A 12760-nucleotide genomic window follows, 5' to 3' on the forward strand; every position below is an offset into this window, starting at 1 on the left:
GGCAAAGGAATAGCCTGCTCGCTGATTAATAAGTTGCAACTATTATGGCGAGCGTTGTCGGTGCCGGAGAAAGTGTCGAGAAATGCAATGAGCGAAGTGATCATTCGCAGCTTCCCGCCGATCGCTGAGCCCAGCGCACGCATCCTGATCCTGGGCAGCATGCCGGGCGTGGCGTCGCTCGAGGCGAAACAATACTACGCCCACCCGCACAACGCGTTCTGGCGCATCATGGGCGAGCTGGTGGGCGCAGGCTTCGACAAAGCCTACGAAGAGCGCACGCGCATTTTGCAGGCGCACGGAATTGCCGTGTGGGACGTGCTGCAGTCCTGCGTCCGTCCTGGCAGCCTGGATTCCAACATTCGCGACGAGGTGCCGAACGATTTCGCGAGTTTCTTCGCGGCCCACCCGCGCTTGACGCACATCGGCCTCAACGGCGGCAAAGCGGCTGCGAGCTTCAGGAAGCACGCCACGCGACATTGTCCGGATGGCGTCATCGTGACGACGTTGCCGTCGACGAGCCCCGCGCACGCCGCCCGCAGCTTCGCCGAGAAATGCGCGCTCTGGAGCGCCGCTCTACCGATCGGACGGCTATGTGATTGAGGGGCCCTGCCCTATGCGTTGATAAGCGCGGCCAGCGTTGCGCGCAGCTCGGCAATCCCGGTGCCCTTTTCGGAAGATGTCGCGAGCACCGTGGGGAACGCCGCCGCGTGCTCCTTGAGCGCCGCTTCGGTCGCGCGCAGCACAGCCTCCAGGGCAGGCACGTTGATCTTGTCGGCCTTCGTCAGCACGATCTGGTAGGGCACCGCCGTCGCATCGAGCATCTTCATGATCTCGCGGTCCGGCGGCTTGAGGCCGTGCCGGCTGTCGATCAGCAGGAACACGCGCCTGAGCGTCGGCCGCCCGGCAAGGTAGGCGCGGATCAGCGATGTCCACGCCTCGACCTTGTCTTTGGGCGCCTTGGCAAAGCCGTATCCCGGCATATCGACGAGATAGAGCGCGTCCTCGGCCGGCGCGAAGAAGTTCAGCTCTTGCGTGCGACCCGGCGTGTTCGAGGTCCGCGCGAGCCCGCCGTTGCGCACCATGGCGTTGATGAGGCTCGACTTGCCGACGTTCGAGCGCCCGGCAAACGCAACCTCAGTCCACCCGTCGTCAGGCAGTCCGTCGAGCGCCACGACGCCCTTTATGAACCGCCATGGCCTGGCGACGAGACGCTCGCCAGCCGCCAGGTCCTCAGGACTGAAGAGCGCCGCGTCCGTCATCCCTTGGTTTCGGATTTGGATTCGCCCTTGTTCAGGCCCACGAGCCGCCCAAGCGGCGCAAACGTGCGCCTGATATTGCCGATGAGATGCACCTCGGCGCCCTGCTTGACTGAGATGTACCACTGCTGGGCGATCGACAGGATGTTGTTCCAGGCCCAATAGATCACGAGACCGGCCGGGAACGCCGCGAGCAGGAACGTGAAGATCAGCGGCATATAGCTGAAGATCTTCTGCTGGATGGGATCCGGCTGCGGCGGGTTGAGCTGCATCTGGACCCACATCGTGATGCCCATGATGACCGGCCACGCACCGATGTGGAGCGCCTCCGGAACCGCGAACGGAAGCAGACCGAACAGATTGAAGATCGAGGTCGGATCGGCCGCCGAGAGATCCTGGATCCAGCCGAAGAACGGCGCATGGCGCATGTCGATCGAGACGAACAGCACCTTATAGAGCGCAAAGAAAACGGGGATCTGCACGAGGATCGGCAAACAGCCGGCCAGCGGGTTGATCTTCTCCTTTTGATAGAGCGCCATCAGCTCCTGCTGCTGCTTGGCCTTGTCGTCCTTATAGCGCTCGCGAAGCTGCTCCATCTGCGGCTGCAGTTTCTTCATCTTCGCCATGCTCTCGTAGCTCTTGTTGGCGAGCGGGAAGAAGACGGCCTTGACCATGACGGTCACGGCGAGGATCGCGAGACCGAAGTTGCCGAGGATGCCGTAGAGCCAGTCGATGACGTAATAGAGCGGCTTGGTGATGAAGTAGAACCAGCCCCAGTCGATCAGAAGCTCGAACTTCTCAATGCCAAGCTCGGCCTCGTAGCTCTCGATGAGCCTGACCTGCTTGGCGCCGGCGTAGAGATGCCCGTCGACGGTGTGCGTCGCACCGGCCGCAATCGCCTGCACGCCGAGCTGATAGTCGGTCCAGAACACTTCCTGCGAGGTGGCGTTGCCCTGCTGGCCGCGGAAGCTCGCGGCATAGGTCGCCTTCTGATCGGGGATCAGCGTGGCGGCCCAATATTTATCGGTGATGCCGAGCCAGCCGCCCGTCTTGCCGTCGAAGCTCTTGGCCCCGCCGTCCTCGAGCACGCTGGCGTAGGGGATCTCCTGCAGGCCCGCGTCTCCCGGTACGCCAATCAGGCCTTCGTGGAGAATGGTGCCGTAACCGGACGTATGGGGCGTGCCGAAGCGATAGAGACGTGCGTAAGGCGTGAGGACGATATCACCGGTAGTCGTGTTCTCGATCGTGTTCACGACCTTGAGCATGTAGTTCTCGTCGATCGAGACCGCGCGCTGGAACTTGAGCCCCTGGCCGTTGTCCCAGGTGAGCGTCACGGGCGTAGCCGGCGTCAGCTTGGCGCCGCTCTCGGCCTGCCAGACGGTTTCGCTGTCCGGTAGCGCCACCTGCGCCCCGGGGGCACCCTGCCAGCCGTATTCGGCGAAGTAGGCTCCGGGTGCGCCGAGCGGCGAGAACAGCACGACGTTAGGGCTCTTCGGATCGACGGTCTCGCGATAGTTGACGAGCACGAGGTCGTCGATGAGACCGCCCTTGAGCGAAATCGAGCCCGTGAGCGATGGCGTCTCGATCGGCACGCGTGCCGAAGCCGAGCTGGCCAGCACCTCGGCTCGCGTTCCCGTCGAACGCGCCGTGATGGCGGGCTGCGCCGGCTTCGAGCCAGGCAGAGCGGTACTCGGTGCCGCCGGCGTAGCAGGGCTTCCCTCAGTGGCCTTCTGAGCCTGCTCCTGCGCCGCCTTGTCCCGCTGCACCCGCTCCTGCTGCTCCTTCACCTGCGGCCCGGCGTAGAACACCTGCCAGCCCAGCATCACGGCCATCGACAGCGCAACGGCAATGAGAAGGTTTTTATGATCGTCGGGGCGCTGGCTCATGAAGACCTCGGATGGCGCGGCGCCGCCCCAAAAAAGCTGATCAGGCAGCGGCCCGCAAAATTTCAGACTGGCTCTCTTACAACCGGCGAAAGGCCGTGCCTATGGGCGTTTTCGCGCGGACGGGTCAATCCGGTGGGGTGACAATCCGGGCGCCGCTTGTGCCGCAGCGTGATGCACGCGTTGCAGGGCCCGTTCAAGGTCTTTCTTGAGCTCGGAGAAATCGCGATCAAGGGCTGCCGCGCGCCCGACCAGAACATAGTCGTGGTCGGCATGCGCGAGCTTGGGCGCCACCAGCTGAACGGCCGCCTTGAGCCGGCGCCGGATGCGGTTGCGCACGACCGCACCACCAAGCTTCTTTGTGACAGTAAATCCAAAGCGAGCCGAGGACGCCGCAGCCCCATCACCATTTCGCGAGCCGGAACGAGGACGCGTTTCCAGAACGAAAGAGGGCGTCGCAAAGCGCGCGCCCCCTCTAAGTCTCAGGAAATCCGCTCGTTTCTTGAGCGTTGCGACAGGCAAGAGGTCTCTCCCGCAGAGCGGGCAACCGCCGCGCCGCCAACAAAACTAAGCCGACAGGCGCTTGCGGCCCTTGGCGCGACGGCGCGCGATGACTTTCACCCCGCCCGGCGTCTGCATGCGGGCGCGGAAGCCATGCCGACGCTTGCGCACGAGCTTGCTCGGTTGATAGGTCCGTTTCACGGCGGTTACTCCAGTCGAAATCGAATGCGAACAAGCCCGGCGCCGGCAAAAACCCGCCGTCCAGGGCTGATCGTGATGGGATGCAGGCTTATAGGTTGCGCGCCTTCCGAAGTCAATTGACAAGCGCGGAGGCGGGCTATCGCGCCTTGCCCCCGCAACCGGCGCCGAAATCCGTTGTGTGTCAAGGGTGCCGGACCGGTCCGTATACCTTGCCAGGAGGCCTGAGACCGGGGAATGCTGGGCGGCGCCGCCGGTAAATCCGGCAGCCGGGTACAAACGTGGGAGCGATCGCCATGACGCAACCGAGGTCCGCTGCAGCGGCATCGGAGAGCAGGCCGCGGGCATCATCGGAACCCTCGGTCGCCTTGGCCGGAGAACCTCTGTCGACGGACATCTGCGTCATAGGAGCCGGCGCGGGCGGCATCGCGACCGCGACGCTCGCCGCCGCTTTCGGACGCAGGGTCGTTCTGGTCGAGAAGCAGCGCATGGGCGGCAGCATCTTGTCCGGAACCATGCCATCGAAAGCCCTGGTGATCGCTGGTCGCCGCGCCCAGGCCCTGCGCACGGCCAGCGCCTTCGGCATCGCCTCCGTCGAGCCACAGATTGACCCCCGCGCCGTGCAGAGCCATGTCCGGAGCGTCGTCTCGGCGGTGACGCCTAACGAATCTATCGAGCGCCTCACGGGTCTCAACATCGGCGTCATCCTTAGCGCAGGCCGCTTTCTCGACAAGCGGACGCTGCTCGCCGGCGACTACCGCATCACGGCCCGCCGCTTCGTGATCGCCACCGGCTCCTCCCCGGCTTTGCCGGACATTCCGGGCCTCGACGCCTGCCCCTACCTCACCAGCGACACCATCTTCGACATCGACCGCAAGATCCCGCATCTCGTGGTGATCGGTGCCGGCACCACGGGCCTCGAGCTGGCCCAGGCGCATTTGCGGCTCGGCAGCCGCGTCACGGTGATCGAGCAGGCGCGCGCGCTCGACGGCTACGATCCCGAGGTCACCGCGTTGGCTCTGAAGGCGTTGCGCGCCGAAGGCCTCGAGCTTCGCGAAGGCGCAACCATCGAGCGCGTCGAAGGCAGGACTGACTACGTGCGGCTCCACATAGTCAGTCCGCACGGCCGGGAGACGGTCGACGGCTCGCATCTCCTCGTCGCGGCCGGCCGCGTACCGAACGTCTCCGACCTTAATCTCGCCGCCGCCGGAATCCGGACGAGCGAGGACGGCATCATCGTCAACCGCGGCCTTAGAACCTCGAACCGCCGCGTCTATGCCGTCGGCGACGTCAACGGCGGCCCGCGCTTCAGCCACGTCTCGAGCCATCAGGCCGAGATCGTGCTGCGTCGCGCCCTGTTCCGGCTGCCCACCAAGTTCGACCCCGCGCGCGTGCCTTGGGCGACGTTCACCGATCCCGAGCTGGCCCGTGTCGGCCTCAGCGAGGACGAGGCGCGCGCCGCGAAGTACAAGATTCAGGTGCTGCGCTGGCCGTTCACCGAGAACGACCGAGCCCACGCCGAGCACCAGACGCAGGGTCACGTCAAGGTCGTCACCGACCACAAGGGACGCATCCTCGGCGCAACGATCGTCGGCTCGGACGCCAGCGAGCTGATCCAGATCTGGGCGCTGGCCGTCGCGCAAAAGCTTCACATCTCGGCGTTGGCTGGCTACGTCGCGCCCTACCCGACGCTCGGCGAAGCGAGCCGCCGCGCCGCGGCCCGCCACTACGCCGCCCTCCCCGCCAAGGCGAGCATTCGGCGCCTCATAGATTTTCTTGCGAAGCTTGGTTAGCCAAGCTGATCGCCCCATATCGAGCGCACAGCCCTTGACCATGTCATGACCTAGGCGCCGCGCCGGCCGTGCGTGACACGGAAAGCGCGAAATGCCAGAATCAACAGCCTATGGAGCCGGGGCCGCTGCTGTGGTGAGCATGCCTCTCGATACGAACGAGCCTGTGGTCGAAACGACGGAGAAACAGCCGTTACCCGTCCTACCGTGGCTGCGCGAGCGCGCCGCCGCGATCCGTCACGGCTGGCTGCGCATCGGGTTGCCGGCAAAACTGCTGCTGCTGACGGCCATCTTCGTCATGCTGGCGGAAATCCTGATCTTTCTGCCCTCGATCGCCAACTACCGTATTGGCTGGCTCAATGACCGCCTGACCGCGGCCAACGTCGCGGCGCTTGCGGCCGAGGCGGTCCCTGGCCGCAACGTGCCGCCGGCGCTTCGCAACGAGCTGACGCGCACCGCGCTCGTCCGCGCCATTGCCATCCGCCGCAGCGGCATCCGCCGTCTCGTGCTGCCACCGGTGACCGAGATCTCGATCGACGAGCACTACGATCTGCGCGAGCCGCCGAACCTGACGTTGAGCCAGGATATGGGGCTGCGTCTGTCGCAGATCGGCGATGCCATTGCGTTGTTCTTCTCGCCCGACGACCGCGTGATCCGCGTCACCGGATATCTCGGCCCTCGATACGACGACGTGATCGAGATTGTGCTGCCCGAGGAGCCGTTGAAGCGAGCGATGGTCAGCTACGGCATGAACATCATCTATCTCTCGATCATGATTTCTTTGATCGCGGCGGCGCTGGTCTATTTCGCCATCAGCGCACTTCTCGTGCGGCCGATGATGCGCATCTCGCGCAACATGCTGCGCTTCGGCGAGAATCCGGAGGACTCGAGCCGGATCATCACGCCATCAGGCCGCTCCGACGAGATAGGCACCGCTGAGCGCGAACTTGCGCACATGCAGCGCCAGCTTGCCCAGGCGCTCGCCCAGAAGAACCGGCTGGCGCAACTGGGCCTCGCCGTGAGCAAGATCAGCCACGACCTGCGCAACATGTTGGCCAACGCCCAGCTCATTTCCGATCGCCTGACCGCGATCCCGGACCCGACCGTGCAGCAGTTCGCCCCGAAGCTGATCGCCTCCCTCGACCGCGCCATCAACTTCTGCAACACGTCGCTGCGTTTCGGGCGCGCCGAGGAAGCCGAGCCGCGGCGCGAGCTGATGCGTCTGAAACCGTTGATCGAGGAGGTCGCCGAGGGACTCGGCCTGCCGCGCGAGGACCGCATCGCTTGGATCGTCGAGGTCGACGACCAGCTCCTGATCGACGTCGACCACGAGCACTTGTTCCGCGTCTTGAGCAACCTGACGCGCAACGCCGTGCAGGCCATCGAAAGCCGTGCGGACGGCAAGGGCGAGATCCGCGTCAAGGCGTGGCGCGACGGCCGCAAGGTCTTCATCGAGATGTCAGACGACGGGCCCGGCGTGCCCGAACAGGCGCGCAAGAACCTGTTCCGGCCGTTCCAGGCTTCGACCCGCAAGGAGGGCTCCGGCCTCGGCCTCGCCATCGCGCTCGAGCTGGTGAACGTCCATGGCGGCAAGCTGGAGTTGCTCGATACGCCCGTCGGCGCCACATTCCTGATCGAGCTTCCGGACCGCTCGGTGCGCTGACCGGAACCGGGCGGGCGCTCTCGCCTAAGGCCATCTGCGGCCAAAGAGATCAAGAGACTTGCGCTCGCCGACCACTCATATTAGGAGTGGCGGCCTTGCTAGGCCGAAGCGGCGCCAGCCGACCCGGTCTCCGTGCTGGCATTTGCCCAGCCCCGATAGCAAAAAGCGCCCGTAGCTCAGCTGGATAGAGCACCAGACTACGAATCTGGGGGTCAGAGGTTCGAATCCTTTCGGGCGCGCCACTCACGAACAAAACTGGGCACTCCAGCCGGGGATGCTCCTTCCGCCATCACGAGGCGTTCCAGTACGCTCTTCCGTCCGATGATGCGGATTTCCTCGTCGTCAACTTCAACCTGATCGACGATTGACCTGATATAGGCACGTCTGAAAGACGTCTCGCCCTCCAGCACATTGCTTCGCATCGCTTCGGCGAAGGCTGCGATCTTGTCCGGGGTAATTTTTGAGCCGGGACGCAGTTCTGCTTTCGCTCGGTCGAACGTCGCCTAAGCGATGTCTCGCTCTTGTTTCGCTGCAACCAGACGGTCCTTGAGTGTCGCGTCGCTCGGATCGGCAATGCCAGCTTCTATCGCATCGTACAGACGGCGAAGCCTGGCTTCTGCCGAGTTGAGCTTCGCCTGGAGCGCAGCGAGGCGCTTCGCATAGTCCTCGTCGCGTGAGGACTGGCGTTGCACCAGTCCTTCAAGCAGCTTCGCAACCCGCTCCGGCGTCAGCAGCCTCTCTGCCAGTTTTTCGCTGACGAGCCGATCCAGTTTCTCCATGGGTATCGAACGGCCCTTGCAGACGGTCTTTCCCTTCCGCGCGCAAACGGAACACGTGTAGTACCGATAGCGGCCCGATTTTCCTGTGCGCAGAGTCATTCCTCCGCCGCAACTTGCACACGTCGCAATCCCTGTCAGAAGGATTGGGCCGCTCACTACGCGGGGTGCCGTGACTTTCGGATTTCGTTCCCGAAGCCTCGCCTGCACGGCATCGAACAATGAAGCTTCGATGATCGGCTCAACAGGAACGGTGATCTGATCCGCCTCGGGCTTTGCCTCTCTCGTTTTCCAAACTTTGCGATTGAAGCGGTGCTCGCCCTTATACGTCGTCCGCGTCAGGATGAGATAAAGCGGTCCTATTCCCCACCTTGCGCCACGTCTCGTTCTATAGCCACACTCGTTCAGCCATGATGTGGCAGCCTTTACACCCAACGGCCCGGACGTTCCGTCGCCTTCTTTCACGAGCTTGAAGATCAAGCGTACGACTTCCGCCTCGACGAGGTCGACAGCGAGCCGCTTCTTAGTCTTCGATCCCCGCTGCTCCGCTTCAATGACGCAATAACCGTAGGGCGGCTGCGATCCATTCCAAAACCCCTGCCGCGCGTTCTCTTGCATCGCGCGCAGTGTATGCTTTGCGTTCTCTTTCGACTGATATTCGTCGAACAGCGCGAACACCTGCCGAACCATCGCGCTCATCGGATCGTCCCCGAGATCCTGCGTGATGCTTACAAGCCGCACACCCGCCTTCCGCAACCGGCGGACATGATACTCAAGCTGAAAGTGATCGCGCGCAAAACGGCTAAACGAGTGGACAATGACAACGTCGAATGGCGCGTCGCCGGCAGTCGCCATATCGAGCAGGCGTTGAAGCTCAGGGCGTCGGTCGTCAGTTCCGCTCGCGCCCGGCTCAACAAACTCAATAGCCACATCCCAGCCGCGGGCCTTGCAGAATGCTAGCGCCTGTCGGCGCTGATCCGGGATCGATAGATCCGACCCGTTGAGACGCGAAGGTACAGGGCAGCCCGCAATACCTGCGACCCGTCTTGGGTTAGGACCTGTTCGGCCATCTCCAACTCCACTCAAACGCGCTCAGACAGAGCAGCTTTTTGCGGCGCTTCAGAGTCGACTGGAAAGCTGGGCAAGTCGTCGGCCCCAAGAGTTGCTTCGATCAATCCCAGAAGAAATGCCTCGACCGCGTCCAACTCTCGCATGCTGACAGGAAGGTCGTCACCGAGGTCATCTGTGATCTCGGTATATTCGGTGTCAGGCAAGTTTGAGTGGCGCTGCATGCGCCGGAAGTGGGATCGGTTCGGCGCTTTATCCTGGCCACGGACTGGTCAATCACCAGCGGCCAGTTAATCGGCGTTAACTAATTGGCAACCAGGAGTTGCCATAATAATACTATAAACACTGCGGATATACATGAAAACGCCCACTTATATTGGTCTGGGAGAGGCACGAACACTACTAGCAACCCTCGGCGTTGCGCTTAGCGAACGCCAGATGAAACGAGCGGCGGACCTGGATGCTAAGGGTCGGAGAAAGCTGCCATTTTTTGTAGACCCCATTACGGGAACGCTGAAAATTGAGAAGGGCGTTCTCGTAGCAGCCTACAGGCGACTGCAAGTAGAAGAAGAGAATAACTTGCGAACGTGAAGCATTTTGTGATTCCATGCTTCCGCACTCACCAACGGGCAGCACGTCGCAGGCCCGAGATCGCCGGATTGATCTTTGCGGACTTTGGTGCTGGCAAGCGCTACCCCATAGATTTGACTATAACTCATTGAAATAGCACAGCTTACCCTGCGTTTGCGAATCGCGCCGATTTGTATCAAAATTCACAGACTGGCGCGCTAGAGTACCGATTTTCATGGTTCGGTATCGTTTTTCATGGTAAGATGCCTCTTGTATCGTTTTTCACAGGAAGGCATCGTTTTTACATGGCCAGAGCGCCGCAGAACCGTTTTTCAGGCCCAGTTACCGTTTTTCACGAGAGACGGCTGCCTGAAGCTGCGACACTCGCTGGCTACGCGGCGTTGATCGACGCTTACCGCCTGGCGGTCCCCATTCCTGCGACTCTCTCGGCAATCGGAACCCGCCACCGCCGCACAGAACAACAAGGCTGGCGCATTTTCGGCCCGCGCTATGCCCCCGAAGCGACGCTCGAAGGACACCTGACCTTCGCCCTGAAACATGAGGGCCTCGACCTCTGCGCGCTAAAGCGCCTGTTTCTCTCGGTCGGAGCAGCCGAAGTCGAAGCACTTGTCCGCGCGGAGCCGACAGGGCGCTACGCGCGGCGCATCTGGTTTCTCTACGAGTGGCTGACCGGTGCCCGGCTGAACCTGCCGGACGCAACAGCTGGCGCGTATGTCACCGTGCTCGATGCCAAGTTGCAGTTCGGCGTTCCAGCGGTGAACTCAAGCCGTCACCGGGTGAAGAATAATCTGCCCGGCACTCCCGAATTCTGTCCGCTCGTGTTCAGAACGGCAAAGATCGAGGAATTCATCGCAAGCAATCTTGCCGAGCGCGCGCGGGCCGTTGTCGCCGACGTACCACGCGATCTGCTCGCGCGCACGGCCGCGTTCCTGCTGCTGAAGGACTCCAAGTCGAGCTACGTCATCGAAGGTGAGCACCCGCCACAAGACCGCATTCAGAGATGGGGGCGGGCAATCGGCGAGGCCGGACGCAGGCCGCTCGATCTCGACGAACTGCTGCGGCTTCAGCAGATCGTCATCGGAGATGCGCGGTTTGTCCATCTAGGGCTGAGGCAGGAGGGTGGTTTCGTCGGAGAGCATGACCGCGATACCGGAGGGCCGATCCCCGACCACATCAGCGCGCGACACGAAGATCTGCGCAGCTTGATCAATGGCATGTCGGAGTTTGACCGCGCTGTATCCGAGCACCTGGACCCCGTCATCGGGGCGGCGGTGCTGGCATTCGGTTTCGTGTTTGTCCATCCGTTTGAAGACGGGAATGGCCGCATTCATCGATATCTTATCCACCACGTACTGGCCCGGCGCGGCTTCAATCCGCCCGGCCTCGTGTTCCCGGTTTCGTCTGCCATCCTCAACAGCATCGATCAGTACCGCGACGTGCTGGAGGCCTATTCGACACGTGTCCTGCCTGTGGTCGAGTGGCAACCGACACCGCAAGGCAACGTGCGCGTTCTCAACGATACCGGAGACTTTTACAGGTCCTTCGATGCCACCCCTCAGACAGAGTTCCTGTTTGAGTGCGTGAGAAAGACTATTGAGGAAGAGCTGCCCGCCGAGACGGATTATCTGCGCCGCTACGATGAGTTCAAGGCGGGTGTGGAGCAGATCGTTGACATGCCCGATCAGAGAATTGATCTGCTGTTTCGCATGCTCAGGCAAAACAACGGCAGGCTATCCCAGCGAGCGAGACAGCGGGAGTTCGAGCAGCTTACCGCCAACGAAGCTGAGGCAATAGAAGCCGCCTACGCAAGGACGTTTGCGGGAGCCGCTCCGCCATGACGAAATCGCCGATCGTCGGCAAGGGCACCTCTTTTCCATTTCAGGTCTCGGTCGCTTGCTGGATTGACCTGCTTGGTTATGGCCGCATGATCTCCGAGGCTGGCTTTAATCCGCTGCATCCGAAGGCCAAGGACGCAATCAAAAGGATTAGAAGATTCCATTGCCGATCACAGCGCTCGTCACTTTCCCACTCTCGTCATGAACGACGGCGCAGTTGCGGGATGAGCGGTGGCGCGAAAACGCTGGGACGAATGATCAGCCGCGCGTCGGCAGGGCATAGCTCGTTGGCAGGTGTCTGATGGGCGAACCACCGGAGAACCCACATGCGCCGTTCCCCCGAGTGGCGAAGAAGTACGTCGATGTGAACGGACTGTACTACTTGGCGCTCACTCTCTCTTTGGCGCTTACGTTCGGGTTTTTAGCAGCGTACGGACTTGCACAGGATCGGGTGGCAAACAGGATCTTGCTGTACCTATGCCTTGTGAACTTGGTGACCCTGATCGTCGTGGGCGTCCCGAGTGCCGACGATCGCGATAAGCTGAGCTGGCCACCTGCCTCTTTTAGCTTTGTCATCACGTCATCAAGCGGCTTCGCACGGCCGGGGCGTCAGAGAGCGCCGCAACGACGATCAACGACGACGCGGCGCCGACTTCGAAAAACACGACGGCGAGCAGTGTCAGCCAAAGGCTGAGCTTCGTGGCTTCTAGTTCCCAACCGAGGGCGCCGGCATAGGAGACGATAGTCTCAGCGACCGGATCGGCCGCAGCAACGCCGGCGCGCGCGGTCATGACGTTCTGTGCGTTGCGTACCGCGATCTCGAACTCGGAGCGCCGCTCGGCGCGTTTCGCTTCCCTCTTGCGGTTGCCCTTCGACGCTGCGGCCAGGGTCTTGAGCTCGGCGGCGGCAGCTTCAGCACGGGCCTTGGCGATCTTGTAAGCGTCCGCGTGCGCTGAGCGCGCGGTCGAGGTGTCTTTAGCCGCACCAACAAAGCCGCGATGACCCGCAGGCCTTTGCTGTCGAAGCGCAACGCCATGAGGTCCGGCTGGGTTCTTAGATTGTGCTTCGCTCCCCAGGTCCAGACGCGATCAGGTACATGATCAGCGCATCGCTTTCGCCCGACGATGCGTCGGACGTCCCATAAGTTAGCCAACAAGATAACAATTGTTGACGCGCGTTCGCGTCAGTAATATAGTTAG

Annotated in this window: 11 protein-coding genes, 1 tRNA gene and 1 pseudogene; 6 read left to right on the forward strand and 7 right to left on the reverse strand. The window is 62.3% G+C overall.

The genetic code is table 11. The features are described from left to right. Nucleotides 1-87: 87 nt before the first annotated feature. On the forward strand, nucleotides 88-600 hold the full coding sequence (locus tag CS1GBM3_RS12865; RefSeq protein WP_072395766.1) for a DNA-deoxyinosine glycosylase: 513 nt from the start codon (nucleotides 88-90) through the stop codon (nucleotides 598-600). 11 nt (nucleotides 601-611) lie between these two features. On the opposite strand, the gene yihA is transcribed toward CS1GBM3_RS12865, so the two are convergent. The 4 genes from yihA to rpmH all read right to left on the reverse strand — a co-directional run bounded on the left by yihA (nucleotide 612) and on the right by rpmH (nucleotide 3841). Further along, nucleotides 612-1259: a ribosome biogenesis GTP-binding protein YihA/YsxC gene (yihA, locus tag CS1GBM3_RS12870; RefSeq protein WP_072395767.1), complete on the reverse strand. Its 648-nt coding sequence runs from the start codon at nucleotides 1257-1259 to the stop codon at nucleotides 612-614. Further along, nucleotides 1256-3142: a membrane protein insertase YidC gene (gene yidC / locus CS1GBM3_RS12875; RefSeq protein ID WP_072395768.1), complete on the reverse strand. Its 1887-nt coding sequence runs from the start codon at nucleotides 3140-3142 to the stop codon at nucleotides 1256-1258. The genes yihA and yidC overlap by 4 nt, the downstream gene beginning before the upstream one ends. Before the next feature lie 99 nt (nucleotides 3143-3241). Then, complete coding sequence (rnpA, locus tag CS1GBM3_RS12880) at nucleotides 3242-3661, reverse strand: ribonuclease P protein component (RefSeq protein ID WP_072395769.1); 420 nt, start codon at nucleotides 3659-3661, stop codon at nucleotides 3242-3244. 45 nt (nucleotides 3662-3706) lie between these two features. Beyond that, nucleotides 3707-3841 (reverse strand): 50S ribosomal protein L34, encoded by a 135-nt coding sequence (gene rpmH, locus CS1GBM3_RS12885; protein ID WP_072395770.1) that lies wholly within the window; start codon nucleotides 3839-3841, stop codon nucleotides 3707-3709. A gap of 293 nt (nucleotides 3842-4134) precedes the next feature. Between rpmH and CS1GBM3_RS12890 the strand changes: the two genes are divergently transcribed. From CS1GBM3_RS12890 to CS1GBM3_RS12900, 3 genes are all read left to right on the forward strand, one after another. Continuing rightward, a complete protein-coding gene (locus tag CS1GBM3_RS12890; protein WP_072395772.1) occupies nucleotides 4135-5631 on the forward strand; it encodes a dihydrolipoyl dehydrogenase family protein in 1497 nt (498 codons plus the stop codon). A gap of 91 nt (nucleotides 5632-5722) precedes the next feature. After that, nucleotides 5723-7291, forward strand: coding sequence for a sensor histidine kinase (locus CS1GBM3_RS12895; protein ID WP_244534648.1), 1569 nt, complete (start codon nucleotides 5723-5725; stop codon nucleotides 7289-7291). A 165-nt stretch (nucleotides 7292-7456) separates the two neighbouring features. Beyond that, nucleotides 7457-7533 (forward strand) — tRNA-Arg (locus CS1GBM3_RS12900). 261 nt (nucleotides 7534-7794) lie between these two features. Here the strand turns inward: CS1GBM3_RS12900 and CS1GBM3_RS20305 are convergent. Together CS1GBM3_RS20305 and CS1GBM3_RS20310 are read right to left on the reverse strand one after the other, a co-directional pair. Next, on the reverse strand, nucleotides 7795-8547 hold the full coding sequence (locus CS1GBM3_RS20305; RefSeq protein ID WP_348533610.1) for a recombinase family protein: 753 nt from the start codon (nucleotides 8545-8547) through the stop codon (nucleotides 7795-7797). A 174-nt stretch (nucleotides 8548-8721) separates the two neighbouring features. Continuing rightward, a pseudogene (locus CS1GBM3_RS20310) lies at nucleotides 8722-9153 on the reverse strand (recombinase family protein); the annotation flags it as partial. An 857-nt stretch (nucleotides 9154-10010) separates the two neighbouring features. Here CS1GBM3_RS20310 and CS1GBM3_RS12920 point away from each other — a divergent pair. Both CS1GBM3_RS12920 and CS1GBM3_RS19820 read left to right on the forward strand, forming a co-directional pair. Continuing rightward, nucleotides 10011-11564: a Fic family protein gene (locus CS1GBM3_RS12920; protein WP_072395778.1), complete on the forward strand. Its 1554-nt coding sequence runs from the start codon at nucleotides 10011-10013 to the stop codon at nucleotides 11562-11564. Continuing rightward, nucleotides 11561-11863, forward strand: coding sequence for a hypothetical protein (locus CS1GBM3_RS19820; protein ID WP_171946452.1), 303 nt, complete (start codon nucleotides 11561-11563; stop codon nucleotides 11861-11863). The genes CS1GBM3_RS12920 and CS1GBM3_RS19820 overlap by 4 nt, the downstream gene beginning before the upstream one ends. A gap of 273 nt (nucleotides 11864-12136) precedes the next feature. Here the strand turns inward: CS1GBM3_RS19820 and CS1GBM3_RS12925 are convergent, their stop codons facing one another. Next, complete coding sequence (locus CS1GBM3_RS12925; RefSeq protein WP_072395780.1) at nucleotides 12137-12352, reverse strand: hypothetical protein; 216 nt, start codon at nucleotides 12350-12352, stop codon at nucleotides 12137-12139. Nucleotides 12353-12760: the final 408 nt, after the last annotated feature.

It is taken from the genome of Hyphomicrobium sp. CS1GBMeth3 (assembly GCF_900117455.1).
Classification (GTDB): Bacteria; Pseudomonadota; Alphaproteobacteria; order Rhizobiales; family Hyphomicrobiaceae; genus Hyphomicrobium_C.